This window comes from Paraeggerthella sp. LCP19S3_G8 (assembly GCF_052119225.1).
Lineage (GTDB): Bacteria > Actinomycetota > Coriobacteriia > Coriobacteriales > Eggerthellaceae > Paraeggerthella > Paraeggerthella hominis.
The window spans coordinates 1-24550 of the sequence record NZ_JBQKFQ010000017.1; the positions used below are offsets into that span (position 1 = coordinate 1).

Annotated in this window: 44 protein-coding genes and 1 tRNA gene; 41 read left to right on the top strand and 4 right to left on the bottom strand. The window is 38.0% G+C overall.

Annotation, left to right across the window (positions count from 1 at the left end):
* The 6 genes from ACTQZK_RS12530 to ACTQZK_RS12555 form a co-directional block, all read left to right on the top strand.
* On the top strand, positions 1-665 hold a 665-nt coding region (locus tag ACTQZK_RS12530; RefSeq protein WP_441899719.1), incomplete at its 5' end, for a hypothetical protein.
* Positions 665-3247: a phage tail protein gene (locus tag ACTQZK_RS12535; RefSeq protein ID WP_441899720.1), complete on the top strand. Its 2583-nt coding sequence runs from the start codon at positions 665-667 to the stop codon at positions 3245-3247. The genes ACTQZK_RS12530 and ACTQZK_RS12535, both read left to right, overlap by 1 nt.
* A 13-nt stretch (positions 3248-3260) precedes the next feature.
* Positions 3261-3644, top strand: a complete 384-nt coding sequence (locus ACTQZK_RS12540; RefSeq protein WP_441549859.1) for a DUF1366 domain-containing protein — start codon at positions 3261-3263, stop codon at positions 3642-3644.
* 31 nt (positions 3645-3675) lie between these two features.
* Positions 3676-3825: a hypothetical protein gene (locus tag ACTQZK_RS12545; RefSeq protein WP_441549858.1), complete on the top strand. Its 150-nt coding sequence runs from the start codon at positions 3676-3678 to the stop codon at positions 3823-3825.
* Complete coding sequence (locus ACTQZK_RS12550) at positions 3826-4224, top strand: phage holin family protein (protein WP_441549857.1); 399 nt, start codon at positions 3826-3828, stop codon at positions 4222-4224.
* 4 nt (positions 4225-4228) lie between these two features.
* Complete coding sequence (locus ACTQZK_RS12555) at positions 4229-4963, top strand: CHAP domain-containing protein (RefSeq protein ID WP_441549856.1); 735 nt, start codon at positions 4229-4231, stop codon at positions 4961-4963.
* Positions 4964-5132: 169 nt separating this feature from the next.
* On the opposite strand, the gene ACTQZK_RS12560 is transcribed toward ACTQZK_RS12555, so the two are convergent.
* The 4 genes from ACTQZK_RS12560 to ACTQZK_RS12575 all read right to left on the bottom strand — a co-directional run bounded on the left by ACTQZK_RS12560 (position 5133) and on the right by ACTQZK_RS12575 (position 6456).
* On the bottom strand, positions 5133-5387 hold the full coding sequence (locus tag ACTQZK_RS12560) for a hypothetical protein (protein WP_441562934.1): 255 nt from the start codon (positions 5385-5387) through the stop codon (positions 5133-5135).
* Between the two features lie 71 nt (positions 5388-5458).
* A complete protein-coding gene (locus ACTQZK_RS12565) occupies positions 5459-5686 on the bottom strand; it encodes a hypothetical protein (RefSeq protein ID WP_441549854.1) in 228 nt (75 codons plus the stop codon).
* 66 nt (positions 5687-5752) lie between these two features.
* Positions 5753-6028 (bottom strand): hypothetical protein, encoded by a 276-nt coding sequence (locus ACTQZK_RS12570; RefSeq protein WP_441549853.1) that lies wholly within the window; start codon positions 6026-6028, stop codon positions 5753-5755.
* An 83-nt stretch (positions 6029-6111) separates the two neighbouring features.
* On the bottom strand, positions 6112-6456 hold the full coding sequence (locus tag ACTQZK_RS12575) for a DUF7222 domain-containing protein (RefSeq protein ID WP_441549852.1): 345 nt from the start codon (positions 6454-6456) through the stop codon (positions 6112-6114).
* Between the two features lie 233 nt (positions 6457-6689).
* Between ACTQZK_RS12575 and ACTQZK_RS12580 the strand changes: the two genes are divergently transcribed.
* From ACTQZK_RS12580 to ACTQZK_RS12750, 35 genes are all read left to right on the top strand, one after another.
* On the top strand, positions 6690-6923 hold the full coding sequence (locus ACTQZK_RS12580; RefSeq protein WP_441549851.1) for a DUF739 family protein: 234 nt from the start codon (positions 6690-6692) through the stop codon (positions 6921-6923).
* 13 nt (positions 6924-6936) lie between these two features.
* Positions 6937-7173: a hypothetical protein gene (locus ACTQZK_RS12585; protein WP_149969365.1), complete on the top strand. Its 237-nt coding sequence runs from the start codon at positions 6937-6939 to the stop codon at positions 7171-7173.
* A gap of 24 nt (positions 7174-7197) precedes the next feature.
* Positions 7198-7755 carry a hypothetical protein gene (locus ACTQZK_RS12590; RefSeq protein ID WP_441549850.1) on the top strand — a complete coding sequence of 186 codons (558 nt, stop codon included), beginning with the start codon at positions 7198-7200 and terminating at the stop codon, positions 7753-7755.
* Positions 7748-7873 (top strand): hypothetical protein, encoded by a 126-nt coding sequence (locus ACTQZK_RS12595; protein ID WP_441549849.1) that lies wholly within the window; start codon positions 7748-7750, stop codon positions 7871-7873. The genes ACTQZK_RS12590 and ACTQZK_RS12595 overlap by 8 nt, the downstream gene beginning before the upstream one ends.
* Positions 7851-8186, top strand: a complete 336-nt coding sequence (locus tag ACTQZK_RS12600) for a hypothetical protein (protein ID WP_441899721.1) — start codon at positions 7851-7853, stop codon at positions 8184-8186. The genes ACTQZK_RS12595 and ACTQZK_RS12600 overlap by 23 nt, the downstream gene beginning before the upstream one ends.
* On the top strand, positions 8173-9087 hold the full coding sequence (locus ACTQZK_RS12605) for a phage replisome organizer N-terminal domain-containing protein (protein WP_441549847.1): 915 nt from the start codon (positions 8173-8175) through the stop codon (positions 9085-9087). The genes ACTQZK_RS12600 and ACTQZK_RS12605 overlap by 14 nt, the downstream gene beginning before the upstream one ends.
* A gap of 226 nt (positions 9088-9313) precedes the next feature.
* Positions 9314-9667: a hypothetical protein gene (locus ACTQZK_RS12610; RefSeq protein ID WP_441569746.1), complete on the top strand. Its 354-nt coding sequence runs from the start codon at positions 9314-9316 to the stop codon at positions 9665-9667.
* A 1-nt stretch (position 9668) separates the two neighbouring features.
* Positions 9669-10145 (top strand): siphovirus Gp157 family protein, encoded by a 477-nt coding sequence (locus ACTQZK_RS12615; RefSeq protein WP_441549845.1) that lies wholly within the window; start codon positions 9669-9671, stop codon positions 10143-10145.
* Between the two features lie 7 nt (positions 10146-10152).
* The gene (locus tag ACTQZK_RS12620; RefSeq protein WP_441549844.1) at positions 10153-10779 is read left to right on the top strand and encodes an ERF family protein; all 627 of its coding nucleotides are present in this window, start codon (positions 10153-10155) and stop codon (positions 10777-10779) included.
* Positions 10776-11159 carry a single-stranded DNA-binding protein gene (locus ACTQZK_RS12625; RefSeq protein WP_441549843.1) on the top strand — a complete coding sequence of 128 codons (384 nt, stop codon included), beginning with the start codon at positions 10776-10778 and terminating at the stop codon, positions 11157-11159. Before ACTQZK_RS12620 ends, ACTQZK_RS12625 begins: the two co-directional genes overlap by 4 nt.
* A gap of 34 nt (positions 11160-11193) precedes the next feature.
* A complete protein-coding gene (locus ACTQZK_RS12630) occupies positions 11194-11586 on the top strand; it encodes a hypothetical protein (protein ID WP_441899722.1) in 393 nt (130 codons plus the stop codon).
* 47 nt (positions 11587-11633) lie between these two features.
* Complete coding sequence (locus ACTQZK_RS12635; RefSeq protein WP_441899723.1) at positions 11634-11873, top strand: hypothetical protein; 240 nt, start codon at positions 11634-11636, stop codon at positions 11871-11873.
* Positions 11874-11882: 9 nt separating this feature from the next.
* Positions 11883-12149 (top strand): DUF1642 domain-containing protein, encoded by a 267-nt coding sequence (locus ACTQZK_RS12640; protein ID WP_441899724.1) that lies wholly within the window; start codon positions 11883-11885, stop codon positions 12147-12149.
* The gene (locus ACTQZK_RS12645) at positions 12150-12329 is read left to right on the top strand and encodes a hypothetical protein (protein WP_435534771.1); all 180 of its coding nucleotides are present in this window, start codon (positions 12150-12152) and stop codon (positions 12327-12329) included.
* Positions 12330-12459: 130 nt separating this feature from the next.
* Entirely contained in the window at positions 12460-12696 is a 237-nt protein-coding gene (locus ACTQZK_RS12650; RefSeq protein ID WP_441549840.1) for a hypothetical protein, read from the top strand.
* Positions 12693-12899 (top strand): hypothetical protein, encoded by a 207-nt coding sequence (locus ACTQZK_RS12655; RefSeq protein WP_441549839.1) that lies wholly within the window; start codon positions 12693-12695, stop codon positions 12897-12899. Before ACTQZK_RS12650 ends, ACTQZK_RS12655 begins: the two co-directional genes overlap by 4 nt.
* Positions 12896-13225: a hypothetical protein gene (locus tag ACTQZK_RS12660; RefSeq protein ID WP_441549838.1), complete on the top strand. Its 330-nt coding sequence runs from the start codon at positions 12896-12898 to the stop codon at positions 13223-13225. The genes ACTQZK_RS12655 and ACTQZK_RS12660 overlap by 4 nt, the downstream gene beginning before the upstream one ends.
* Positions 13222-15261 (top strand): DNA (cytosine-5-)-methyltransferase, encoded by a 2040-nt coding sequence (gene dcm, locus ACTQZK_RS12665; protein ID WP_441899725.1) that lies wholly within the window; start codon positions 13222-13224, stop codon positions 15259-15261. Before ACTQZK_RS12660 ends, dcm begins: the two co-directional genes overlap by 4 nt.
* Positions 15221-15676: a DNA cytosine methyltransferase gene (locus ACTQZK_RS12670; RefSeq protein ID WP_441562931.1), complete on the top strand. Its 456-nt coding sequence runs from the start codon at positions 15221-15223 to the stop codon at positions 15674-15676. Before dcm ends, ACTQZK_RS12670 begins: the two co-directional genes overlap by 41 nt.
* A gap of 14 nt (positions 15677-15690) precedes the next feature.
* The gene (locus ACTQZK_RS12675; RefSeq protein WP_343118948.1) at positions 15691-15864 is read left to right on the top strand and encodes a hypothetical protein; all 174 of its coding nucleotides are present in this window, start codon (positions 15691-15693) and stop codon (positions 15862-15864) included.
* Positions 15865-16017: 153 nt separating this feature from the next.
* Positions 16018-16422, top strand: coding sequence for a hypothetical protein (locus ACTQZK_RS12680; protein WP_441549883.1), 405 nt, complete (start codon positions 16018-16020; stop codon positions 16420-16422).
* Positions 16419-16559, top strand: coding sequence for a hypothetical protein (locus ACTQZK_RS12685; RefSeq protein ID WP_441899726.1), 141 nt, complete (start codon positions 16419-16421; stop codon positions 16557-16559). The genes ACTQZK_RS12680 and ACTQZK_RS12685 overlap by 4 nt, the downstream gene beginning before the upstream one ends.
* Positions 16556-16837: a helix-turn-helix domain-containing protein gene (locus ACTQZK_RS12690; RefSeq protein WP_441549882.1), complete on the top strand. Its 282-nt coding sequence runs from the start codon at positions 16556-16558 to the stop codon at positions 16835-16837. Before ACTQZK_RS12685 ends, ACTQZK_RS12690 begins: the two co-directional genes overlap by 4 nt.
* 68 nt (positions 16838-16905) lie before the next feature.
* Positions 16906-17328 carry an ArpU family phage packaging/lysis transcriptional regulator gene (locus tag ACTQZK_RS12695; protein WP_441549881.1) on the top strand — a complete coding sequence of 141 codons (423 nt, stop codon included), beginning with the start codon at positions 16906-16908 and terminating at the stop codon, positions 17326-17328.
* 228 nt (positions 17329-17556) lie between these two features.
* A tRNA-Phe gene (locus ACTQZK_RS12700) sits at positions 17557-17628 on the top strand.
* 238 nt (positions 17629-17866) lie between these two features.
* Positions 17867-18385, top strand: coding sequence for a ParB/Srx family N-terminal domain-containing protein (locus ACTQZK_RS12705; protein ID WP_441549880.1), 519 nt, complete (start codon positions 17867-17869; stop codon positions 18383-18385).
* On the top strand, positions 18364-19041 hold the full coding sequence (locus tag ACTQZK_RS12710) for a hypothetical protein (RefSeq protein ID WP_441549879.1): 678 nt from the start codon (positions 18364-18366) through the stop codon (positions 19039-19041). The genes ACTQZK_RS12705 and ACTQZK_RS12710 overlap by 22 nt, the downstream gene beginning before the upstream one ends.
* Before the next feature lie 8 nt (positions 19042-19049).
* Positions 19050-19433 (top strand): GNAT family N-acetyltransferase, encoded by a 384-nt coding sequence (locus ACTQZK_RS12715; protein ID WP_441899729.1) that lies wholly within the window; start codon positions 19050-19052, stop codon positions 19431-19433.
* A 57-nt stretch (positions 19434-19490) separates the two neighbouring features.
* Positions 19491-19814, top strand: a complete 324-nt coding sequence (locus tag ACTQZK_RS12720) for a hypothetical protein (RefSeq protein WP_441549878.1) — start codon at positions 19491-19493, stop codon at positions 19812-19814.
* Positions 19815-20192, top strand: a complete 378-nt coding sequence (locus tag ACTQZK_RS12725) for an ASCH domain-containing protein (protein ID WP_441541360.1) — start codon at positions 19815-19817, stop codon at positions 20190-20192.
* Positions 20193-20240: 48 nt separating this feature from the next.
* A complete protein-coding gene (locus tag ACTQZK_RS12730; protein ID WP_441541358.1) occupies positions 20241-20696 on the top strand; it encodes a hypothetical protein in 456 nt (151 codons plus the stop codon).
* Positions 20686-21894, top strand: a complete 1209-nt coding sequence (locus ACTQZK_RS12735) for a PBSX family phage terminase large subunit (RefSeq protein WP_441541356.1) — start codon at positions 20686-20688, stop codon at positions 21892-21894. The genes ACTQZK_RS12730 and ACTQZK_RS12735 overlap by 11 nt, the downstream gene beginning before the upstream one ends.
* An 8-nt stretch (positions 21895-21902) precedes the next feature.
* Entirely contained in the window at positions 21903-23417 is a 1515-nt protein-coding gene (locus ACTQZK_RS12740) for a phage portal protein (protein WP_441549876.1), read from the top strand.
* A complete protein-coding gene (locus ACTQZK_RS12745) occupies positions 23335-24240 on the top strand; it encodes a phage minor head protein (protein WP_441549875.1) in 906 nt (301 codons plus the stop codon). The genes ACTQZK_RS12740 and ACTQZK_RS12745 overlap by 83 nt, the downstream gene beginning before the upstream one ends.
* A gap of 36 nt (positions 24241-24276) precedes the next feature.
* Positions 24277-24468: a hypothetical protein gene (locus ACTQZK_RS12750; RefSeq protein ID WP_441549874.1), complete on the top strand. Its 192-nt coding sequence runs from the start codon at positions 24277-24279 to the stop codon at positions 24466-24468.
* Positions 24469-24550 lie beyond the last annotated feature (82 nt).

Genomic DNA, 24550 nt, shown 5'->3' on the forward strand with positions numbered 1-24550 from the left:
AGACTGGACAGGTTGATCAGACGGGGGCTAGGTGTCTCGCAGTTGTGGACTCTAATAATAACTTTATTGCTGGTATGGCCATTGAAAAAACAAATACTACCCAGAATCAAGCAACTGTGCATTTTTTGCTTGGCGATGGTGCAGGTGGCAGCCGGTCAGTCCACTATATCAACTTTACCCCAAGTAAGTATATCCCACCAAATCCATATGGTGAGGATAGCAAAAATGAAAATCGAAATATGTTTGATATTCGGAAAGAGGAAGACAAAGTCACCTTTTTCTGGTATGGAAAGTATTTCGTCTTTTACGAATCAAAAATACGGTCCGTTAATGCCAATAGAATCCAGTTTTTTGTTGGCCAGTACATTGGCCGTAGCACAGCTGGACAATTGGTAACCAGGATGTATCTAAACGATTTTAGCTTTACCAAAATTAAAGTGCCGTACTGGAAGGACATCCCAAATCGATATAAAACTGGGAGCATTCTACAAGTTTTCGGCGAAGAAGGCAGATTGTATGTTGATAATCAGGTAGCTCTCAGCGATGAAATTTTGGGCACTAGATATATCAAGGTACCGCCAGGGGAGACAAAAATTCAGTTGCTAGTTTCTAGTTTTTCGGAGATTAAAAGAGCAACTGCTGAAATTAAGGAGGCATTTAGCTGATGGATAATATTCGGATTGCCGTCCGTGACTCGACGGACAGCTATAATGTCGCTTTTTTTGACAATGAGGCAGGCATTAAGTTTAAAACGCCTAACTTGACAAAGTTTTTGGCCGGAAGTGTCAGTATGCTCTCTTTGAGTTTTAACTCAAAAGATATCGACACTGTCAAGACAGGATGTAAATTGTCTTTTGTCTATAAGAATAAGCCATATTGGCTTAATATCATGGATATCCAGAAAAACGGCTTTAAGATGGACTTAATTGCCTATTCATTAGTTTTGGAAATCAATAATGAGCAGAAAGGGTCCTACAAGCCAGACAAAGCCCAGTCAATCGCTAAATATGTACGAATTTTCGATCCAGAAAACTCTCTTACAATCGGCATCAATGAGGTGGCAGACAAATCAATTAAGCTTGAGTGGACAGGTACGAACACTCTACTGGATAGGCTGTACTCAATCGCTAATAGGTTTGACGCAGAGTTTGAGTTTGTGACAGAAACGAATAGCGACTACTCACTGAGGCGCCATGTGCTGAATATTTACCGCAAAGGGAATCTTGGCAAAGATTTAACCGGCCAGCCTGTCAGAGTAGGAAAAGACCTCAAAGTCATTAACTACTCTGATAACATCAAAGAGCTATACAGCGCGGTGCATGCCACTGGCAAAGATGGATTGACAATTGCTGGACTTACCAAGACAGTCAACGACGATGCTGGTAAACCGCTCTATGTTACAGATGGAGCTTATCTTCGAGCCCCACAAACAAGGAATAGATTTCCGTCTGTGGGAAGAAATTCAACGGACAACTATCTACTGTTGGACCTTGACAGCACGGAGTACGAAACTAAAGAGGCTCTATATGGCTATATGCTAGCTGAGCTGAAGAAAGCCAGTGTGCCCAAAGTATCGTACACAGCGGAAGGAAGCATGGATGGTGAGGTCGGGGACAAAATGACCCTGATAGATGATTTGCACTATGACCCGCCTCTGTATGTCCAAGGACGGATATCAGAGATGACGGAAGATATCATCACTGGTAGGGTCACAGAAACCACCTTTACGAATTACGAGCGCAAGTACAGTCAACTGTCAGATGACTTGCTCAAGCGTGTCGAAGAGCTGGCTAAGGAAGCCATGCCATATACGCTTGAATTGTCCACAAACAACGGCACAGCGTTCAAGAATGGTCTTGGCAGCAGTCTGATAACCCCGACGCTAAAAAGAGGCACAGAAGTTATTTCTGGGGCCTCTTTTGTTTGGCACGTTGGAGCAGATACACAGACTGTTCCAACATACAGCGTAGCAGCAGAGACCGTGAAAGATACGCAAGTTTTGAGTGTGGAAGCTATTGTGGGCGGTCAAGTCGTCGCAACGTCTGAAATCACATTTACCAATGTATCCGATGGTCAAGCTGGCTCTCAAGGTCCTGCAGGTCCAATTGGACCGCAGGGAATTAAAGGCGACCAAGGACCAAAAGGACTGATAGGTCCAAAAGGTGAGCCAGCTTACTTCTTCATGGCCTATGCTGACGATCAAGCAGGCACAGGATTTAGCTTGACTGATACTTCTAAGCGTTACATGGGCTATTATTCAAATAATAACCCAACGCAATCAGCAAGCGCATCAAGCTATAAGTGGGTAGATCGCTCAAATGTGGTCGCAACATTCATGCAGTCTACTGCACCAGCAAATCCTCCAGAAGGTGCACGCTGGAAGTATACTGGCACATCAACAATCACAGTTAATGACTCAACTATCAAGGCTGGTGAGCAGTATCTCTTCATTGGGGCTAGATGGGTCAAGGATGTCATCACATCGGACAACTTGCAGATTAAGGACCAGTTTATCAACGGCGCTATGATAAAAAATGGCGCAGTAACAGTTGATAAGTTGTTTGTTGACACATTATCTGCTGTAACATCTGACCTTGGAAGCGTAACCGCTGGTAACTTGCTTTTGCAACGCAGTTTTAAAGCTGGAAGTTCCGTCATTCCTGCTTATAAATACCCTGACTATAAGACAGGTCTATTTGTAGATAATCATGGTTTGTTAGTGAATGGTATGCCAGTTCAAAAGACTTCTTCTGAGACGATGGCTAGTGATATGCCAATTGTAGCTATGACGGCCGGTGAAGTAAGGTTCTCAAGAGTTGATATAACCGAAAACTTAGAAAGGTTACTGCATGAAGGCTTATCCGATCCAGATTTTGGATCAATCAAATTTGGTCGAGATTCAGACGGAAGGAATGCTCTTGTCATTCAAGTAAACGGACAGGTTTACCTCAAGGGACAGAATTACACGGATTGGTCTGTTTCTACAGTGAACCGAAACGTTAGATGGAAAGTTCAAGGGAATCTTGTCATTGTGGATTATGATGTTACGTTTCCTACATATGGAACAAAGCACATTGTTACTGTGCCAACGAAATATGTATCTAAAGACTTGATGTTAAATGCTAGTGCTTGGTATGTGAATAATACAAAAGATAAAAAAGCTCAGCTTAATGCTGACGGTGGATTGCATATAATTGGAGCTGAAGCAAATCAACGCTATTGTGGTCAGATAGTTTGGGCATATTAAAAGGAGGAAAGAAATGAGATTAGAATTTCAACGGAAGTCATTAGACTACAACCTAGACGGCAGTCTACGTGGTACTGTCGTGACGCTTGGGAACGTAGAAAATAGCTATGTTCCTATTCTTTTGCCCGGTGACCAAACGGCTTTGGGAAATCAAGAATTGTTTGAATTAGCTCTTGAAAAGCACTACCAAGAAAACTTCCCACAACGTGCAGAAAACGAGAAATTTAACTTGCTCGGTGAAAAAATCGCACAAGCGGACGAAGCTACCGATAGGATGAACAAACAATACATAAAAATGGAGCAATTCATGAAAATGATGTCTCAAACTATCAACGAAGCAATCATGTCAATCGCGGCAGGTAAAGAAGATGATAAAACTACTATTGAAAGTGAGTAATTTTATAAAAATGTTAAAAGGAGAAAACGAAATGGCTATTATTAACTACTACACAATGCAAATCGTGGATTTTGGATGGATTACAATTGATGACGTTCCTTTGCGGTACCGTGAAAAAGTACGTCAAATGGTCGAACTTGCGACAGCTGGTTCGAAAGAAACTGGCGAGGAGGTTGGATAGATGCAGTTTAATATGTTTGAATCACTACGAGCCGTTATTGCAACAGAAGATGGACTCATCATCTTTTTGCTTGGACTAATCGTAACCATGGAAATCATTGACTTTTTCTCTGGCGCGTTTGCTGCGGTTATCAATCCAGGCATTGAATACAAGTCAAAGATTGGAATTAACGGCCTACTTCGGAAAATTCAAGGGATTGTATTGCTCACAATTCTAATTCCTATGTCTGTTTTGCTTCCTGAGCAGACGGGCGTGGCCTTTTTGTATACAATTTACATTGGCTATCTTATCTTGACATTTAAGTCTTTGGTCGAAAACTACGGCAAGGCCAAGGGAGACACTACCGTCTTTGAAAATGTCACAAATGCTTTTGACAAGCTAATTGGCAGGAAGGAGTGATAGTATGACAACAGCTCAGGATGTTGTTAATTACAGCAAAAGCCTAGTCGGTAAAAAGGTAACTGTGCCTACAAATCCGTACGGTGGCCAGTGCGTAGCCTTTAATGACCACATTGTTCAGCACTTTACAAACGGAAAGAAAAATCTTGCTTATACCAATGCCAAGGATACGCTAGCAAAGGCAGCGCAGCAAGGTCTGATTGTAGTTTACAACGACCATCCAGACAAGTATCCACAGCCGGGCGATTCTATTGTGTACGATTGGGGTACAGACCCTTATGGACATATTGGTATCGTAATTGAAGCGGATCCTAATGTCTTACATACATTAGAGCAAAACGTGGACGGATATCGAGACGAAAATGGCAATGGTCAAAATGACCAATTAGAAATCGGTGGTGGTGGATATGTGCGAGAAATGCATCGCAATGTATCTGACTATCAATATGTTACAGGGTGGTTTAGGCTAAAATATGACGAACCAAAGCCAAAAGAAGAAAAGAAAGAAGAGGAAAATGATATGTTTACAATTTCAGCACCAGGACGCGGTATCGGACTAGTCCAAGGGGGAACATTCTTCCCAATCTTGGATGCGAAAGATCCAATCGCCTTTTGGGAAGCAGGAGTCAAGAATATTGCGGTAAGTACAGCAACTTTCGACTCATTCCAAGGCAAGGCTCAAAAGTCTAGCTTGGACGATGCGACAGTTAAGAAATTGATTGACGGTATCAATAAATAAAAATCAGCCCTAGCGATTGCTGGGGCTTTTTTTGGGTGCAAATTGCTTAAATTTTAAACCTTTTCTACAAAATGGTATAAACCATTTTCGAATTTGCAAACAGCCCAGCCTTCAACAGGTTCAGCTGTTAACGTGCAAAACTTTGGCGAGTAGACACGTTAAGAGTTTTTTAGTATCCTTTAGTTGTTGTTTGATTGAATTCAAAATCAATGTTTTCGATGTAATTGATAACATTTTGGAATGCTTCCGCACCTTCGGTACCATAGTTGATTTCATTTTTTGCAATGTTTCCAAAGAATGGATAATCTTCGAATAATTCTGAATTGAAATTTTGGTTATGGTATTCTGTTTCAAGAATATCGATGATATCCCATTGATTGTATTTTTTGTTAATCAATTCTTGATAGATTTCAATTGCTTTCATGATGTTTTCCTCCTGCCCTGTGGGCTTTTGTTATCTTTATGGTTTAATTATATCATAGTCATGTGACTATGTCAAGTGTTTTCTTTAAAATATTTTAATTTTTTTTCGATACGTTCCTGCAAGTCTTTCAAATCCTCAAACTTGGCACGTTTCTCAATAAAATTTCTTGCAGTGCTGCGAGCGTTTAAGTACTGTTTTCGTTGTCTGTTTTCCTCGCTTGCGTGATAGTAGCGTTTGTCAGCTTCACGCTGTTGAGCTTGTGTTGCATACCCTCTACGTTTTTTGATCTCTTTTTGCATTTTGTTTATTCCTTTCTGATTGCCTTTAATTAGTTGTAAGTTATTGATTATACCAAGCCCTTTTGACTATTTTATTTTAACCACATGAGTTTTTAAGCGATAATCCGTCCAATTTTTATTTTTAATCCACATTGGAAAATCTATTATAACACTAGTTATATTTTGCCATTGTCCGTTATAATTGCCTTGTAAAACAATTGTACCAAGTTGTAACCTCATTTCTTGCCTAGTGACACCAAAAAATTCGCATATACCTTCAATCATTTGTTTCTTGTGTAAAGTCATTTCTTTTGTTGTCCTAAAAGTTTCACTAACCTTTTGCAATTCTTTTGTTTGTTCCATTTTGTTTTCCTCCAAAAAATGTTTTTATTTTTTAATGACTAGCAGACCCTCGCAAGCCTACTGACGGCTTGAACTGTATAGTCTTATTCTGTTTCCATTGTCGCGACATATTCTTCAAACATTGCCCAAATTACAGTGTTTTTATTATACTCTGAGTTAATAGCAACGTCCCAATTGTGGAATAATTCAAAAGGATTTAACCCGGTTTCTTCTGTCAATTCCTCAAGCCAATCGTTGCATTCATCCTCAAAGTTATCAAATAATTCAGTTGTTTCCCAAAAATAGATCAATCCGTCAACCATACCTGAGATACAACCGTGTTTTGCTAGATATTCATCAAATTTTTCTTTGCTATCGTAACCCTCAACAGCTGACTCGTATATTTCATTAAAAGCCTCGTGTATAGTTTCCATGTTATCGTATTTCATTTTAATTTCCTCCTGCCCTGCGGGCTTTTGTTATCTTTATGGTTTAATTATATCATGGTCATGTGACTATGTCAAGTGTTTTTATAAATAAATTTTAAAACGTTATATTATATAGTAGAAATAAGAAAAGTTTAGGATAAGAAACAAAAAAATATCAAAAAAATAATAAAAAGTGTTGCATTATTGTTTTTATTAGTGTATAATAAGACTATAAAATAAAGAAAGGAGCAAACATGGTTTACGATTATTCAAAACTAGAAGGAAAAATTATCGAGAAATTTGGAACTAGAGAAAGTTTTGCCAAAGCATCTGGAATAACAGCCAAATCCATTTATGATAAATTAAATAACAAAACAATTTGGAAACAACCAGAAATTTCTAAAGCTATGGAATTGTTATCTATCTCAGGCGAAGATATTGAGTTATATTTCTTTAAAAAGAAAGCTAATGACACAGAACAAGAATAGAAAGGAGCATAATATGTCAGAAATTATCGGTGGACTAGCAGTCCTTGGATTTATCGTGATGCTTAGCGCATCAAATGCTATCTTTGAAATTCGTAAACTGGAGCGTGAGCGAAAAGAGCGGGATTTGAAAGCGCTGAAAGAACAAGAAGATTGGCTCCTGGTGCAAAAAGGGATTGCCATGGAACGGGCTACATTTACCAAAATGGCCCAGGCAACGTTGGCTAAAGGGCCGTGTAAAGAAATTGTGTAATTTGCGTAATGAAAGGAATTGAAAATGAATAAAAAATTTGAATTATTGCTCGATGACACCATCGAAACGTTCGGTAGGAAACTATTCCGCATAAGATCCAAGGTTGCTTTTGGAAGTGTAGAAGTAGATGAAAAAGGCGGATATATCGAGAAGGAAGGTAACCTATCTCAATCTGGCAACGCTTGGGTATATGGCGACGCTCGGGTATATGGCGACGCTTGGGTAACTGGCAACGCTTGGGTAACTGGCAACGCTCAGGTATCTGGCAACGCTTTGGTAACTGGCAACGCTCAGGTATCTGGCAACGCTTTGGTAACTGGCAACGCTAGGGTATCTGGCAACGCTCAGGTATCTGGCAACGCTAGGGTATCAAAGACAAGCGACTATATCGTTTTTAAAAACACATGGTCCAGTTTTAGATGGTTTACTTACACAAAATCAAACAAAATGTGGAATGTTGGCTGTTTTTCTGGCACAGGTCAAGAATTGATTGAAAAGGCTTATAAAGACAACGAAAAATCTGGTAAGAGTTATGAAGCATATGTAAACCTAGTACTTGAATTGGAGAAACTGGATGACTGACAAAGAAAAACTAAAGCAAATCAGCAAATCGCTTAAAAAATTTCAGCGGACAGGGGATGTAGAGCATTTAGAAGATATTGAAAGGATATTGGAAGATGACGGAACTGACGACTGTTGAAGCAAACGTGTTGAACATTATCCTACCGTATCGCTTCGATAACCCTATCAAATTTGAAAAAGTGCAGGAACGGACAAAGCCAGGTAGACGCACTTTGCAGAATGTGCTAGAAGCCATCAAAAAGAAAGGACATCCAGTAGGCAGCCATAAGACAGCACCATTTGGGTTATATATGGCTATGACCAAGGAAGAACTTGAAATTGGTATGAGAGCGAATGTGAAGCAGGCAGAAACCACACTTGAAACCGCACGAATTCAACGCAACATTGATTTTGAAGAGTATTGGAGACGAGGTATAAATGGCAGACAATAGAAAATATTATTACTTAAAACTAAAGGAAGATTTCTTTGAAAGTGATGAAGCTGTCGTTTTGGAAAGTATGCCAGATGGCTATATTTACAGCAATATCTTATTGAAATTATATCTAAGAAGCCTTAAAAACGATGGTATTCTCATGTTTAACAACCTTATCCCGTATAATTCGCATATGTTGGCAACTATTACAAGGCATCAAGTCGGAACTGTTGAGAAAGCTGTAAATATATTTAAGGACTTACAACTTATTGAGATTTTGGATAACGGCGCAATCTATATGACCAATATCAAAAATTTTGTAGGAAAATCAAGCAAAGATGCTGATAGAAAACGAGCAGAATATAACAAAATAAAGCGACTTGGAGAAATCTCCACCATAGGAACGGAGAAATCTCCACCAGAGATAGAGATAGAGATAGAGAAAGAAATAGAGAAAGATATAGATATAAATATAGAGTTAGATGTAGATGATAAAAAAACCACCACCGGCACAAGCATTCAAAATTATTATCAACAAAGAATTGGTCCATTAGATGGTTTTCAGTTTCAGCAACTGACCGAATATGTCACTTTAGATGGTATGGATGTTGATGTTGTTATCAGAGCAATTACAGAAGCTGCTGACAACGGCAAACGGAATTTCAAATATATCTTGGCTATCCTACGCAATTGGAAACAGAATGGCATTAAGACTATTGTCCAAGTCGAAGAGCGAGAACGACAGCGAATCGAACAAAAGGTCAACTACTCTAACAGTGGAAACAATACACAACCTCAGCGAACAAATGTTCCAACTTGGTCAACCGAGCCAGTAAAGACCGAACAGACTACAGAAGGACAAGCAAAGTTAGCAGAACTCTTTGCTGAGTTAGAGGCAATGGAGGGTGCTGATGATTAAATACACAATCCGATGCAAGGAATGTCAATCATATAGTACAGTGACAAACGAAGACGACTGCGAGCTAAACTGTCCTAAATGCTTATCTGAGCAATTGGTTGTCATCTACAAAGATGCGTTACCAGAACCAGAAGACGAAGACAGAGCCTATGACGAATGGAAAGACAATGTAGCGATGGGCTACCAATAGCGAAAAAGAAAGACAAAAGAGGAAAAGAAAATGACAATGTCAAACGAAACAAAAATGCTTGCAACAATGATTTTAGAAATTGCTGAGACAGCTAACAAATGGGTTTCTCGTCCAGAAAGAAGCACTATAAAGTTGGTTGATGAATATATTGAATCAAATAAAGCGTATAAGATTGAAACTGACGAAGACGGTGACACAGAAAAGGTTTTTGCTGGAGTTAAAGACGAGCAATTAGATCGTATTTTGAAGCATCTGAAAACATCGTTAGAACGAGACGGAAATGACATTTCCCGTTATGCGGAAGAAATTTCAAACAAGGGCGAGCGTCAATTGAGTTTAATCAAAACAATAGTAAAGCATTATGCTGATGTAAATACGGAGGATTTATAACATGGCACTATTATACGAACTAGAAGGAGTTTACGCAGAATTGCAAGCAATGGAATTAGGCGATGAAACCTTCAACGATACATTAGAAAGTATTGACTTCCAAGAAGACTTGGAGCGGAATATCGAATATTTTGTCAAGCTATTAAAAAATGCAGTTTCTGATGCAGAGAGTTTCAAACAGGCAAAACAGGAATTTTACGAAAAAGAAAAAAACGCAAAGGCTAAAGCGGAAAAATACAAAGAAGCTATTGAACGTGCTTTGAAAATGAGCGATAAAAAAAAGGTGGAAGCAGGGTTGTTCACTGTGTCGCTCCGAAAATCTAAGCAAGTCGATATTTCAGACGAAACAAAAATCCCTCTTGAATTCATGAAATTAGAATACAAGCCTATCAAAACTGAACTGGCTAAACATCTGAAAGCTGGTGAGGTTATAGAAGGTGCAACATTGATCGAGAAAGAAAGTTTGCAGGTAAAATGATATGACAATGAATTTTGCAGAATTACAAGCGAAAATGCAGATCGGCAAGGTTAGCAAGCAGGGAGTGAAGTATTCTTTTAGAAATGCAGAAGATATTTTCACACATTTCAAAACATTAAATAGTGGTTGGGAAATAAACGTGTCTGATGATCTTGTTGAAGTTGGTGGCAGAATATTTGTTAAAGCTACAGCAACTGCAACAAAAGATGATGAAGTTCGCAATGCCACTAGATTTTCAGAGCTTGACACAGTACCAATTCTCAACACAAAAGATTATAAGACTGGTGAGCTTAAACAAGTCCAACAAATGCAAGTTCCACAATGGACAGGGGCGGTTAGTTCCTATGCAGGAAAATACGCTTTACAAGGGCTGTTTGGGATTGGTGAAGAAGATGTTGATTCATTAGTTGATGAAATTGAGAAGAAAAAAGAAGCGAAGACTAAAATACCAAAAGAAGTAGTCGAAGCATATAAGAATGGTATACAGTCCGTTATCGATAGGACAGGTAAGAATGACGGTTCAATCACGAGATGGTTCTGTGAGAAATTGGGAGTCGCAAAAATCGAAGACATAACGATGGAACAAATCTCACTAGCAGATGGACTATTAAATAAATTGGAGAATAATCAATGAAAGTAACAAACAAAGGCTATATCAACTTTAACGATAAGTACAACAAAAAGACAGATGCCATGATGACAGCAAGCATGAGCTTCTCAAACGGGAAAGAAGATGACGGAGAGTGGAAGAATGGGTATATCAATGTAATCGCTTTTCGTGACAATATACAACAATTAGAAAGTTCTGTTGGTCAGTTAGTAGAGATTGAAGGAACATTCCGATTGAACGAGTACACAAATCAACAAGGTCAGGGTATTAAGACACCACAAATTATTATTGACACATTTTTAAATGGTTCAGCAAGTAAGCCAAATAATTATTCTAAAAACGAGACCTCATCATTTGGGAAAACAAGTCCTGTCGATATTGATGATTTGGAGTTGCCATTTTAAACATAAAAACAAAAAGTAAAAGCAGGGCTATTAGTTGAAATTTGAATTTATTTTATCAAATACAAAACACAAAAAAGAAATGTTGAACGCTAATGATAGACCACATTGGACACAGAAGGCTAAAATTACTGCCTATCTTCGCCAAATTGGGCGTTTAAAAGTATCTGAGGGTAAATATACTGCCTACACAAAAAAACGCCCCTGCGGGCTTGTGGTGACGATTTACGCACCAACTAAAAGACGAATGGATCCACCAAACTTTTATCCAACCATAAAAGCGTTAGTTGACGGTATGACGGATGCAGGTCTATGGGCAGACGACAACCATGAAATTATTAAGTACATGACGTTTGAATTTGGTGGTCTAAGCCAAATCAGGGATAAATACAAGATTGAAATAGAAGTAGAGGAATATAATGAAATTTGAATTATTTAATGGCCATTTTGAAAATGCGGAACATGCAGAGGAAACAGATGAATAAACAAGAAGCGATTGAGGAAATTAAGAAACAGAGCACACAAGCATACGATGATTTTGCAATAATGCGAGACGCAGCTATCCATATTATTAACCAAATCCACGAACTGCAGAAAGTGGTAGTTCCGAAGTTTGTGGCTGAGTGGATTAAGTGGTGCAAAACAAACGAGGCGACTTTGCTTGGTGCAATCAGTCCAATAGATGAATTTGGCTCGACTATCTGCAATGATAAGTGAGTGGAGTCAATGGCTGCTTCTAGATGGGCACAACGTAACCAAGACACATTCGCTCGTGCTTGGCTTGACGGCTATGAGATCGAGAAAGAGAAACTGTACACGGTTGAGATTGAAGGAGTAAGCTCGGGGAAGCTGTTTAAAAATATTAAAACAAACAAATATCTATTCCACAGCGGTAACGGATTGAACGGTTACACAGATAAATTGACAGAAACTGAAATCAAACAGAAAGACGAACGGTTGTGGCGGTTTGCTGTGCCTGTGGAGGAGAATTAAATGCCGGAATTTTATATAACAGAAGACTTTGTAACACCTATCGAATGCTTAACAATAGCCTTAGAGTCTATACAGGAACTTTACGATGAGAAACGCATCAAAGACAGAGAAAATGCCGAACCGCTTATTGATTCGTACAAGTATGCGATTGAATTGCTAATGAAAGAAGAGGTGGAGTGATGGATTGGCCGATATTAGACTTTTTATTTAATCTCATCATGTTATCTTGTCTAATAGGGATTTTAGTTGTTATTTGGGCTATTATTATCGGTATGATTTTTATGTTTTTTGAAAAATAGGTGGAGTACTTATGATACGATCCAGAAGATATGTTAACCGAGCAAAACACGCACCGAAACTATCAGATGCATTTAATCCGCTTGATGTGGCTATGTTATTGCAAAAAGAAATTAACAGCAACAACCTACCGTTTGAGGTAGCAAGCGCGCAGACAGGTATACCAGAGAAGCGGATTGAGCGAATTTATCGGAATGATTTACCAACAGATGATGAGATGGTTCGGATTTTAGAATGGGTGGGGAAATGAAAGTAACTGTACATTATACGCAAGAATTTATGGGAGAAACACTGAATTGTAAGTACGATAAATATTTCAATCCTAAAAGCGATAGGCTAACTATGCAAGATATAGAAAAAATAGATTTCGAAATGGAAGTAATTAGCAATTTATGCGACGACCCACATGTCAAAAAAGTTTGGTTTGAATACCACGAAGAGGTGGAAGAATGAAAATTGAAGAAGTCAGAAAAACATTGATTGAAGTCATCAAGCATTTAGACACTTACAGCGATAGAGAATTGGTGGAAATCAAAGGTATTGCCGATAAGATGAAAGAGATGGCAATGTACGAAGAATTTTGTAGAGAAAAAGGGATAACAGATGAGATGTACCGAATATCGGAAGAAGATTTCCAATTTTTAAAAAACGGCTGTTATCACATTATGAGCATAGCAATGAATTATGCTAACCCATTTGTTTCTGACATGGAAGATTGGGGTTCGGTTTATAGTGATGCTGATTTGATGCTAAGGGTTTTGGAAGAGGTGGTAGAATGAAATGTATTAAAGTATTTGAATCGTTTAGTGGAATAGGAACACAACGCATGGCGCTTAGAAATTTAGGAATAGAGCATGAAGTAGTGGCAATTGCAGAGATAGATAAATATGCCTTATCAAGTTATGATGCAATACACGGAGATTGTCCGAATCTAGGAGATATTAGTAAAATTGACCCGAACACAATACCTGACCATGATTTGTTTACCTATAGTTTCCCTTGTTTTACAGGAGACACCTTGGTGCTGACAAACAGCGGGTACAAGCGTATTGATGAAATCAATATCGGAGATGCTGTTTTAACCCATACAAACCAGTATAAAAAAGTGACAAATGTTTTTAATCAAGGTGTCAAAGATATTGTTAACATTAAAGGTATGGCTATTCATAATATTAAAACCACAGAAAACCATAAGTTCTTAACAAGAGAACGATATAGAAAATGGAATAATGATAAACGATCTTACGACAGATTGTTCCACGATCCACAATGGGTTGAAGTTAAAGGTTTGACGAAGAATCACTATCTAGGTTTATCAATCAATCAAAACAGCGAGTTACCAGTATGGGATGGATATACCAACTCTTGGGGTACTGGTTATGGTGATAGAACGTATCATACGAATTTCATTAGTCCATTATTGGAAAACAATAATTTCTGGTGGTTGATGGGTAGATATGTTGCTGACGGATGGTGTCGTAAACAGGGTGGAATCATTATTGCTGTACCTGATGTTAAATTGGAAGAATTTGAAAATCGAGTGAATGGTTTATTCGATTATAATATCTCAAAAGAACGTACTGCGAACAAAGTTAATATTCCAATTAAAGAGTTATCGTTGTTTACGGAACAGTTTGGGTATTATGCTCATGGTAAAAAGATTAGTCCAGAAGTATTGAACTTACCAGTTGAGTTGTTAAAATCTTTCGTTGAAGGGTATTTCAGCGGAGATGGTTACTACTCTGAAACTGATAAACTTTACAAATGTACTACAACCTCTGAAGAGCTAGTTTATGGTATTGGGCAATGTATTGCTAAAGTTTATCGTCGACCATATTCAATTTATAAAGACAGTAGACCAGCTACAAGTATTATCGAAGGAAGAATTGTGAATCAAAGAGATACTTATTCATTAACCTTTAAAATGACAACTGGGGAGCAAGATAAAGCATTTTATGAAGATGGACATATTTGGTTTCCATTTAATGGGTTGGAGAATGACGGTCAAGAAACAGTATATGATATTGAAGTTGAAGATGATCATTCATTTACAGTGTTTAATACCATTGCTCACAACTGTCAAGATATTTCAGTAGCCGGAAAACAAGCCGGACTAGATATGAATGGCGGAACTAGGTCAGGTCTTCTTTGGGAATGTCAAAAAGTGATAGCTACTAAGAAGCCAAAATATCTGCTTATGGAAAATGTAAAAAATTTAGTTGGTAAAAAACATAAGCCGAATTTTGATAAATGGCTTGATTGGCTAGAAGAACAAGGTTACACAAATTATTGGCAGGTGCTAAACGCAAAAGACTATGGCGTTCCACAGAACAGAGAACGAGTATTTTGCGTATCAATTTTAGGTGAACATGAACCTTATGTTTTCCCTGAAAAACAAGAGCTAACTCTCAGATTAAAAGATGTTTTAGAAGATGAAGTGGATGAGAAGTTTTATCTGGACGATAAAAAAATAGAACAATTAGTTAGTAGATTTGACTTAAAAGACGAATCGTTTCTACTAGGCGGAGAACAAAAGAATCAATCTATTAAAAAAGACGGTATATCAACTACCTTGACATCATCAATGGGAACAGGTGGAGGATATATACCAATGGTAAATCGAATAGGCGGCATCTTTGACAAAGACGGTAAAACTCATCAAGCAGGGGCAATATGGGATAAGGATGGATTGGCTCCTACTTTAGATACTATGCAAGGTGGCTGGAGACAACCAAGTGTTGTGGTCGATAATACAGAGGGAACCACGATTAAAAATGCAATTAAAAGTAAAATCAGTAGGCAACACAAACCCTAGTGGTAGGGGAATGAATGGCAATGTCTTTGACTCGGACTATTTAAGTCCAACGCTAACTACAAATAAAGGTGAGGGTATTAAAATTTTAATAAAAAACGCAACAAAAAAAGGCTATCAGATAGCCGAAGAAGGAGATGGCATTGATACTGCATATCCTTTTAGTAAAACAAGAAGAGGTAGAGTACAAAAAAATATGGCACATACTTTGACAACTGATGATAGTAAAGGGGTAGTTGATAACTACCGCATTCGTAAGCTAACACCAAAAGAGTGTTGGAGGCTTATGGGATGCAGTGATGAAGATTTTGAAAAAGCAGAGCAAGTAAACAGCAACACACAATTATACAAGCAAGCTGGAAATGCGATTGTAGTTGATGTACTTGAGGCTATATTTAAACAGATGTTTTTGAAATAAGTGGGAGGAAAAAGATGACAAATAGAGAAGCGGCTAAAATTCGTTTTAAAGATAATGAGTACGATGTGCACACGGTCAAGTTGACTAAAAATGATATCAAAAATTTAAAAAATGGTACAACGCTCATGTATTTTAACAAAGAAGCAGATCAAGTTATCGCTCTGTCAATGGAGGTAACCAATGACTGAAAAATTAGGTGTGTTACTAGTTGATGTGCCAGAACCAAAATTATGGAAGTATCAATATTTAGAATATAGCTACGGAACTCACACGCAAAGAAGCTGAACAGTTTCCGCGGTTTAAATTTGTGCCACTGAAAGAATTGGAATGGAGAAGTAAAAATGGAATACACGGTAGAATTAAACGGAAAAACGTTAACTTATGGACCACTTGTAGAAAATTCACGATTTAGTGAAGAAGAATGGTCAGCTATTTATGCAGAAGTTGCTAATCAAAACTTACCAGAAGTATTTAAAAAGCGTAAAGACGACAAAGAATTTATCGATGTTTTAGGTGAATTAATTTGTCTTGAAGAGCGTTATGAAGAACTTTTAGAAAACTTGCCACAGGATGAGTATTCAAAAGTCGGTACTCATCCAATGTGGGTAGTAAATGCGGTTGAAGAAAACACATTAAATAAAGAGGATACACAATTTGATGTGAAAGAGATGATTGATAATTGTGATGATATAGATGAATTGAAAGAATCATTAGCTGAGTATTTTGAATTGGAGGAATTGGAATGACTGAAAAATTAGGTGTGTTACTGGTTGATGTGCCAGAACCAAGGTTTGCTGTGTATCGTTATATTGCTTACAAATGCACAGAGGAAGAAGCAAAAAAATATCCACAGTTTCGGTGGGTATCGTTGGAGGACCTATGACACCGCAAGAATTTAAGGAAATAAGATTAAAACTAGGTCTGAGCATCGAGTCGCTGGCCAAGAAGCTAGGTTATTCACTCAGGCATGTGAGATGTTTGGAATCAGGCGCTAAGCCAATTGTTGAAAAGTCAGAAGAAAAGATAAGAACACTCCTAGCAGAAAGCCGTGTGCCTATTAGGAAACCTGTCAAACCACCTAATCTGGGTGGTAGACCAAAGTGGCAGGTTGATTTGGATGAGCCGTATCATATGGATAAGCATGTTGTAAAATGGAAATAAAAAAGCCAAGGCAATCTCCCTGGCAGTGATATATGACACTATTATTATACCATAAGGAGAATGCAAAAGTGACTTTTTTTCCAGAAGTAAATATCCAAAAATCAAAATCAAATGCAAAGCGTAAGTTGAGAGAATATCCTCGCTGGCAAAGAGTAGCCAATGATGCAGATGGTCAAAAAGTCACTGCGACGTATACTTTCGAGCCAAGACAAGCGCACGGCAATCCAAGTAAGCCTATTGAGCGCTTGGCTATCAATCGAGTAGATGCTGAATCGGAGCTTGAAGCGATTGAATTAGCAGTAACGAAATTACTCAATCCAACGCATCGCAGGATCTTGTTTGAGAAATATCTGTACAATGGTAAACGATATGATTTTGAAATCTATACCGACTTATACCTTTCAGAAGCTAGCTTTTACATTGAACTGAACGATGCCTTGCTCTCGTTTGCTGAGCAATATAGAGGCGGATGTTTACTAGTTCAAAATTAGAGTTTTTATAAAGAAACGCTAGAGAAAACAAAAGTTTTTTTGGAGTTTGTTCGGAAATAGATGTGTTAATATAGTATCATGAATTACTGAGAAGAAGCATACCTTTCAAAAAGCACTAATTCAATTAGTGAACAACATCAACATGAGCGGAACTCGGTGATCATTCCAAGACCAGAAAAAAATAAATTATAGAAAATTTACCTTACGTTCATTACTGGTCTTGGATTTGGAAACGTAGCTCAGTTGGTAGAGCGTCTGGTTGAAGCCCAGAAGGTCGCAGGTTCGATTCCTGCTGTTCCTGTTTAATCCGTGTTCTCAATATCGGCTATAGCGATATGGGAGAGGTTAAATAAGCATACATGTCACTGTTTATTTAACTCAGTGTTCGATCCACTGGCACGGAGTTAAAAACTAGCAATAATAAAATAATTTAAAGATGACCTGTAGACCATGTTTTGCTAGTATCATGTAAGGGGCTGAATATTTCACTCAGGGAGACCGCATGGATGTGGTCTTTTTGTTTTTAAAGGAGGAAACAATGGAAATTGAGAAGGTTAACTTATCAATTATTAGGCAATACGAGAAAAACGCAAAATTACACCCTATTGAACAAATTGAACAAATAAAAAAATCAATATTAGAGTTCGGAAACAACGACCCGATTGCGATTGACGAAAATAACGTCATTATTGAGGGCCACGGAAGATACATGGCGCTCAAACAACTAGGGTATGAAGAGGTCGAGGTAATTAAGTTAACACACCTTAACGAAGAACAGAAAAAAGCATATATACTCGCCCACAATAAGTTGACCATGAACACGGACTTTGATATCGATCTTTTACATCAAGAATTAGGTGACATAATTGATATTGATATGTCAGACTTCGGTTTTAATATTTTGGAAGATGAGAAAGAAGAAATTCAAGACACCGATTTTGAAGAAATTGACGACCAATCAATAATTATAGTTGAAGCTGAATCAGAGCAAAAATTGGAAGAATTATATGACGAATTTGTTGACAGGGGGATAAAATGCCGAGTTTCAATATTATAAAGAACAATGAATTAAATCAATCTTTTAAAGTCTCAAAAGTTATGGCAGACTTTGACGTTGGAGAAGAACATGTAGGAGAACATTTTAGCGGTAATATAAATTATCCGGACTATTGGCAAATAGGGCTCATTGTTGGTGGAAGCGGTACAGGTAAAACAACAATAGCAAAAGAATTATATGGAAATGAATTAATTGATGACTTCATTTATCCAGATAAACCGGTAATAGAAAGCATACCTTGTGAAAATATAGAAGAATTGCAAAAAATGTTCTATGCAGTTGGCTTTGGAAGTGTTCCTTCTTGGTTAAAACCATATAGCGTTTTATCTAATGGCGAAAAAATGCGCGTTGACTTAGCAAGACAAATTTTAACTAAAAATTTTGTCGTTTTTGATGAGTTTACTAGTGTCGTAGATAGACAAGTAGCTCAAGTAATTTGTATAGCTTTGAAAAAAGCTTTAAAGCGCTATCCTGATAAAAAGTTTATAGCAGTTGGTTGTCATCATGATGTTATGGAATTTTTACAACCTGATTGGTGTTTTAATACTGATTCAATGCAACAGGTTTTTCAATTCCCCCACGAAGCTACAAGCAATTTGAAGTTAGAAGATGCTCAATCGCAGAGTGGGGAAAATTTAGACGTTATCATTATTTAAATGGCGACATTGCTAATGCAGCTCGTTGTTTTGGATTGTATGATAAAGATAAAATCGTTGGTTTTATTGGAGTAATGCATTTCCCACACCCAAGAAATAAAAAAATTAAACGAGTTACAAGGCTTGTCATTTTACCCGATTACCAAGGTATTGGGCTTGGTACAAAATTTTTGAAATCAATTGCGACTTTTTATGCTAAGGAAGGATTTGATTTTAGAATAGTCACAAGTGCTAAAAATCTTATTTACGCACTGAATAAAAACCCTAACTGGAAATTAAAATCCTATGAAAAAGGGAAGACTCCAACTGGTAATTCAGCTATTAAACAATTAGCTAAAAATGCTAGAATTAACGTAAAAATAGCAAGTTTTCTTTTTGTAAAAAAAGATTAGATATTCTCTTGACCCGTTTAAAACTGTTCCTTATAATAAAAGAAAAGGAGTAAGGAAATGAACGAAAAAGAAAGCTATATTAAACAATTAAGACAGTTGATTTTAGAAGATGACAATTTAGCTTACGGGGAAAGTTTAGAGGAAGCTATTTATCGAATTGATAATCTTGTTATATACGGTGGCTTTTATCAAGGCATAAGAGGATACGATCACAATGAGCTGCTATTAAATAATGTAACTTGGAAAGAAATTATTAGTTGGGGAACAATTATAGTACCCGAAACAAAAGCATATATTTCAAATACACCAATAATTGATTTAGAAGAACTAGGCTATCAAATGTTGCCATTGGATGATAATCATATTGTGGGGTTCAAATAAATGAAAAAGACTAATGCAGTAATTTCAATAAATCCCCAATTCGTTGAACAAATAATGACAGGAAAGAAACATTTCGAATATAGAAAGTCGTTTTTCAAAGAAATTCCAGAAAGATGTTATATTTATTCAACTAAGCCTGTAGGCAAAGTAGTTGGTTTTTTTACAATAAAACAAGTCTTGATAGATAATCCTGAAAAAATTTGGGAACTAACCTATAAAAAATCAGGAATATCAAGGGAGTTTTTTGATGAATATTATTTAAATAAGAATAAAGCTGTAGCAATACAAATAGATAGGTTGTTTAAATTTAAACAGCCTAAACTCTATAAAGATATTGATGCAAATGGGAAAATACCACAATCATATAAAAGAATTTAAGAAGCTATTGCTTCTTTTTTTATTTTTTAAAGTAAGGAAGTGAGGCGATTGGCTAATGAAACAAACTTAATTCCGGCAAACAGGCGAAGTAAGAGCGAACTTAGAGAGATGACCCGGAAGGGCGGGATAAACTCGGGTCGTTCTCGTCGTAAAAAAGCAGACTTAAAAAAAGCATTTAATACTATCTTGCAAGCTGATGTCTCTAGTAATAAGGTAAAGCAGCAATTAGAAACCCTCGGTTTTGAAACAACCAACGAAATGGCTCTAGCCATGGTTATGATGCAGAAAGCCATGAAAGGCAATGTAAGAGCGTTTGAGCAAATAAGCAAACTGACGGCCACAGACGCTAAAGACGCACTTGACAAGAAAGAACAACGGGAGCGTATCAAGGCAATACAGTTGGAAAACGAAAAACGAAAAACGGCTCTCGAAGGCACCGAATCGCAAGAGGGTGCTATCGGTAGGTTGTTTGATAAGTTGGAGGAAGCCCTAAGTGAATCTTAATGGATTATATCATGATAAGCAGATCAGTATTTTAAAACGGGCTATGCGCGAAGACTGGTACATGATGATTAACCATGGGGCGGTCCGCGCTGGTAAGACTCAACTTGATAATGATTTATTTCTTATGGAATTGCGTAGGGCGAAAAGGAATGCTCTAAAGGACGGCATCAAAAAACCTATGTACATCCTTGGCGCAACCAGTGCTGGTACTTTACAGACAAACATCCTAAAAGAGTTAACAGAGAAATATGGCATTGATTTCAAGTTTGATAAACACGGAAATTTTACCCTATTTGGGGTGTACGTAGTCACAACCTTCACCGGCACAGTCGCGGGGTTAAGGTCAATCCGTGGTATGACGGCTTACGGAGCTTATATCAACGAAGCGACGTTGGCAAACAAGGAAGTGTTTGATGAAATCCGGAAGCGTTGTTCTGGGTTGGGCGCTCGTATTATTTGCGACACAAACCCAGATCACCCGAATCATTGGTTAAAAAAGGATTATATAGATAAGGCAGACAACAAGAGGATCATCTCAAATCACTTTACAGTGTTTGATAATATTTTTTTGAATCAAAGGTATATTGACAATCTCATCGCAACAACTCCAAGTGGAATGTTTACAGAGCGTGGTATCTATGGCCGTTGGGTTAGCGGTGAGGGAGCCGTTTACCGTGATTTCAAAGAAGATATGCTGGTATCCGACAAAGACATTCCGACAGACGACATCACAACCTATTACGCTGGTGTCGACTGGGGATACGAACACTACGGAACTATCATTGTCTGCGGACAAACAGCAGATGGACGGGTGTACCTCTTAGAGGAGCACTCGGCACAGTACCAAGAAATTGATTATTGGGTGGAGATTGCCAAAGATATAAAAACACGATTTGGCAATATTAAATTTTATGCTGATTCTGCCAGACCAGAACATGTATCTCGTTTTAAACGTGATGGAATTAGGTGTATAAATGCTGACAAATCTGTTTTAAGCGGTATTGAACAAGTGGCTAAGCTGATGAAGCAAGGTCGCTTTTTTGTTTGTTCTGAGAGGGTTAACAAGTTCAAGGACGAGATTTATCAGTATGTGTGGAATGAGAAAAATGGAGAGCCAGTAAAACAAAATGACGATGTGTTAGATGCTTTGAGATATGCAATTTATACGAGCAATAAATCTAGTGGCTGGCTCGTTTAGGAGGAGAAATGTTACAAACAGATAATATATCGGCACTTGTTGCCGAAGTGAAAAGGCTGGTCTCGAATGACCGTGGAAGCACTTTGAAAAAAGAGATGCAGACGGGTATCAATTACTACGAAGGTAAACACGATATTGCAAACTATCGTCTTTTTTATTTTAACAATGAGGGTGAAGTTGTTGAAGAAAAACACAGAAGTAACACACGGATTGCTCATCAGTATTTTACAGAGCTAGTTGACCAAAAAGTACAGTATCTGCTGTCCAATCCGATTGAGGTTACAACTGAGCAAACTGGATTGCAGGAATATCTAGATGAGTACGTCAACGAAGATTTCCAACTCATGTTACAAGAGTTAGTCGAGGGAGCAAGTCAGAAATCCTACGAGTATGCCTTTTGGAAAATTGATACTGATAATCGTTTACGGTTTAAAACTGCTGATGCTCTTAAAATCATTCCGATCTACAATGAATTTTACAACATAGACCAAATCATTTATTACTATGATGAACAAATTGTCAAAGATAACAAACAAAAGACTGTGACTAAAATCCAGTTATGGACAAAAGAAGAAGTCTTTTATTTTGTGCAGGAAGATGGTCAAGCGGTCAAGTTGGATAATTCGGCTGAATACAATCCTAAGCCACATCTACTAGCTCAAAAGGGCGAAGATAAGTTTGGCAAGGGCTACGGTCGTGTGCCATTCATCTGTCTGCAAAACAATCGTGGCAAGACTAACGACTTGCAACCTATCAAAGACCTTATTGATGACTATGATATGATGGCTTGTGCATTGTCAAATAACTTGATTGACTTTGACCACCCAATTTATGCAGTTAGAGGATACGAGGGCGACAATCTGTCTAGCTTAGTCACAAACCTCAAGACCAAGAAGACCGTGGGAGTTGGTGAAAACGGGGGCATTGATGTCATCACAACCAATATCCCTGTTGAAGCTCGTAAGGCTAAACTTGAGATAGATAAGGAAGCTATCTACAAGTTTGGTATGGGGTTTGACAGTTCTCAGACAGGTGACGGGAATATCACAAATGTAGTTATCAAATCAAGATACAGCCTACTCGATCTAAAATGTAACAAGATCGAAGTACGCTTGCGTGCAGTCATCAAAGAGATGTTACAACTGATTGTAGAAAACATCAACGAACTGCACGGCAAAAATTATGATGCTAGTAAAGTCGAAGTCGCAATTACAAGAGACGTCATGGCTAATAAAGAAGATAATGCTACCATTGCTAAGACGGAAGCCGAAACCAATCAGATTTTGATTAACAACATCATGACTGCAGCACAGCGACTTGATGACCGCACTGTTTTAGAATTGCTAGCAGGTATTTTGGAAGTTGACCCAGACGAAGTTGAGAAAGCACTGGAAGAGCAGGGGTATCAAACTGATTTCAACCAGTCTACGGAGGTGACAGATGACGAAGCTGAACAAATTCCAACAGGAAATAGAGAACCTGTTGCAGAAAGCGGACAAAGCGACGGACAAACGACTCTATAACCTCTATATCGACACGATAAAAGACCTGAAAAAGTCTTTACTTGTTGATTATCAGCGGTTGGATAGCCTGACATCTTCTCAAAAGCTCAAATTGAACCAAATGAGCACACTTTTAGAGCAATTAGACCAATCAGCAGATAAACTAAAAAAAGGGCTTAGAAGTGAAATTACAGGGCATTTAATTGACACTGGGAAAATCGCCTATAATGAACTGTTTTACGAGTTTGAGGGCGGTCACGGTGGGATTAACTTTGCCATGCTAAAAGAGGAAGAGTTAAGGACCATTATCGAAACACCTGTGGCAAACTTTAAGTTATCTGAACGCTTGAATGATGGGGTTGTGGAACGGTTACGAAACAACATCAAGGACGACCTCAATCGTATATTTTTGCACGGCGCGAGTTATGCTCAGGCATCTGCTAGATTGGCAGAACAGGGGTATAGCTCTTATCGTCGGGCTATGATGATTACTAGGACAGAAGCTGGACGGGTGCAAGCTGTAGCTAGGGAAAAAGCTCAATTGGAAGCTAGAAACCTAGGTGTTGAGTTTGACAAGGTTTGGGTAGCGACTTTGGACGGTCGCACAAGGCACAATCACGCAGAACTGGACGGTGCAAAGGCTGATAAGGACGGTTATTTTGAGATTAACGGTCTACGGACGAAGCAACCGCATATGTTTGGTTTTGCAAGCGAGGATGTCAACTGTAGATGCCGGACAATCTCACGGCTTAAAGACGATGACACATTGACATCAAGGCGAGATAATGAGACCGGTAAGATTATCAAGTACAGGAATTATCGAGAGTGGGCGAGGGCTAAATAATAAGTTTACAGATTTGACAAAATAGAGGAGAAAAAAATGGAAAAACAAGTTATTATCTTTTTAAAGAATGGCGAAACATTATTATTTCAAGACGTAAGCAATATGGATGTGACTGATAAGCACATTGCTTTTGATTACTTTGGCAAAAGTACAAACCAAGAAAAAAGTGGGGTGTTCTTTTTTGACACTATTGCAGGTTGGTCTGCATCAGCGCAACTTTTCAAATAGGAGGTGGTCACTCATCTTGACAGCGGGAAAGACTGCGTTAATCACATAACTTAACCGTGTCGAATTCGATGCGGTTTTTATA

Coding starts and splice junctions, on each gene's coding strand:
- ACTQZK_RS12570 (WP_441549853.1), bottom strand. CDS start 6,028: ATGGAACAAACAAAAGAATTGCAAAAGGTTAGTGAAACTTTTAGGACA.
- ACTQZK_RS12555 (WP_441549856.1), top strand. CDS start 4,229: ATGACAACAGCTCAGGATGTTGTTAATTACAGCAAAAGCCTAGTCGGT.
- ACTQZK_RS12625 (WP_441549843.1), top strand. CDS start 10,776: ATGAAAGTAACAAACAAAGGCTATATCAACTTTAACGATAAGTACAAC.
- ACTQZK_RS12620 (WP_441549844.1), top strand. CDS start 10,153: ATGAATTTTGCAGAATTACAAGCGAAAATGCAGATCGGCAAGGTTAGC.
- ACTQZK_RS12650 (WP_441549840.1), top strand. CDS start 12,460: ATGATACGATCCAGAAGATATGTTAACCGAGCAAAACACGCACCGAAA.
- ACTQZK_RS12595 (WP_441549849.1), top strand. CDS start 7,748: ATGACTGACAAAGAAAAACTAAAGCAAATCAGCAAATCGCTTAAAAAA.
- ACTQZK_RS12710 (WP_441549879.1), top strand. CDS start 18,364: ATGCCGAGTTTCAATATTATAAAGAACAATGAATTAAATCAATCTTTT.
- ACTQZK_RS12590 (WP_441549850.1), top strand. CDS start 7,198: ATGAATAAAAAATTTGAATTATTGCTCGATGACACCATCGAAACGTTC.
- ACTQZK_RS12635 (WP_441899723.1), top strand. CDS start 11,634: ATGAATAAACAAGAAGCGATTGAGGAAATTAAGAAACAGAGCACACAA.
- ACTQZK_RS12705 (WP_441549880.1), top strand. CDS start 17,867: ATGGAAATTGAGAAGGTTAACTTATCAATTATTAGGCAATACGAGAAA.
- ACTQZK_RS12580 (WP_441549851.1), top strand. CDS start 6,690: ATGGTTTACGATTATTCAAAACTAGAAGGAAAAATTATCGAGAAATTT.
- ACTQZK_RS12585 (WP_149969365.1), top strand. CDS start 6,937: ATGTCAGAAATTATCGGTGGACTAGCAGTCCTTGGATTTATCGTGATG.
- dcm (WP_441899725.1), top strand. CDS start 13,222: ATGAAATGTATTAAAGTATTTGAATCGTTTAGTGGAATAGGAACACAA.
- ACTQZK_RS12565 (WP_441549854.1), bottom strand. CDS start 5,686: ATGCAAAAAGAGATCAAAAAACGTAGAGGGTATGCAACACAAGCTCAA.
- ACTQZK_RS12605 (WP_441549847.1), top strand. CDS start 8,173: ATGGCAGACAATAGAAAATATTATTACTTAAAACTAAAGGAAGATTTC.
- ACTQZK_RS12575 (WP_441549852.1), bottom strand. CDS start 6,456: ATGAAATACGATAACATGGAAACTATACACGAGGCTTTTAATGAAATA.
- ACTQZK_RS12540 (WP_441549859.1), top strand. CDS start 3,261: ATGAGATTAGAATTTCAACGGAAGTCATTAGACTACAACCTAGACGGC.
- ACTQZK_RS12680 (WP_441549883.1), top strand. CDS start 16,018: ATGGAATACACGGTAGAATTAAACGGAAAAACGTTAACTTATGGACCA.
- ACTQZK_RS12640 (WP_441899724.1), top strand. CDS start 11,883: ATGGCTGCTTCTAGATGGGCACAACGTAACCAAGACACATTCGCTCGT.
- ACTQZK_RS12600 (WP_441899721.1), top strand. CDS start 7,851: ATGACGGAACTGACGACTGTTGAAGCAAACGTGTTGAACATTATCCTA.
- ACTQZK_RS12615 (WP_441549845.1), top strand. CDS start 9,669: ATGGCACTATTATACGAACTAGAAGGAGTTTACGCAGAATTGCAAGCA.
- ACTQZK_RS12690 (WP_441549882.1), top strand. CDS start 16,556: ATGACACCGCAAGAATTTAAGGAAATAAGATTAAAACTAGGTCTGAGC.
- ACTQZK_RS12655 (WP_441549839.1), top strand. CDS start 12,693: ATGAAAGTAACTGTACATTATACGCAAGAATTTATGGGAGAAACACTG.
- ACTQZK_RS12535 (WP_441899720.1), top strand. CDS start 665: ATGGATAATATTCGGATTGCCGTCCGTGACTCGACGGACAGCTATAAT.
- ACTQZK_RS12675 (WP_343118948.1), top strand. CDS start 15,691: ATGACAAATAGAGAAGCGGCTAAAATTCGTTTTAAAGATAATGAGTAC.
- ACTQZK_RS12720 (WP_441549878.1), top strand. CDS start 19,491: ATGAACGAAAAAGAAAGCTATATTAAACAATTAAGACAGTTGATTTTA.
- ACTQZK_RS12610 (WP_441569746.1), top strand. CDS start 9,314: ATGTCAAACGAAACAAAAATGCTTGCAACAATGATTTTAGAAATTGCT.
- ACTQZK_RS12740 (WP_441549876.1), top strand. CDS start 21,903: ATGTTACAAACAGATAATATATCGGCACTTGTTGCCGAAGTGAAAAGG.
- ACTQZK_RS12670 (WP_441562931.1), top strand. CDS start 15,221: ATGCAATTAAAAGTAAAATCAGTAGGCAACACAAACCCTAGTGGTAGG.
- ACTQZK_RS12550 (WP_441549857.1), top strand. CDS start 3,826: ATGCAGTTTAATATGTTTGAATCACTACGAGCCGTTATTGCAACAGAA.
- ACTQZK_RS12660 (WP_441549838.1), top strand. CDS start 12,896: ATGAAAATTGAAGAAGTCAGAAAAACATTGATTGAAGTCATCAAGCAT.
- ACTQZK_RS12750 (WP_441549874.1), top strand. CDS start 24,277: ATGGAAAAACAAGTTATTATCTTTTTAAAGAATGGCGAAACATTATTA.
- ACTQZK_RS12560 (WP_441562934.1), bottom strand. CDS start 5,387: ATGAAAGCAATTGAAATCTATCAAGAATTGATTAACAAAAAATACAAT.
- ACTQZK_RS12545 (WP_441549858.1), top strand. CDS start 3,676: ATGGCTATTATTAACTACTACACAATGCAAATCGTGGATTTTGGATGG.
- ACTQZK_RS12725 (WP_441541360.1), top strand. CDS start 19,815: ATGAAAAAGACTAATGCAGTAATTTCAATAAATCCCCAATTCGTTGAA.
- ACTQZK_RS12685 (WP_441899726.1), top strand. CDS start 16,419: ATGACTGAAAAATTAGGTGTGTTACTGGTTGATGTGCCAGAACCAAGG.
- ACTQZK_RS12745 (WP_441549875.1), top strand. CDS start 23,335: ATGACGAAGCTGAACAAATTCCAACAGGAAATAGAGAACCTGTTGCAG.
- ACTQZK_RS12645 (WP_435534771.1), top strand. CDS start 12,150: ATGCCGGAATTTTATATAACAGAAGACTTTGTAACACCTATCGAATGC.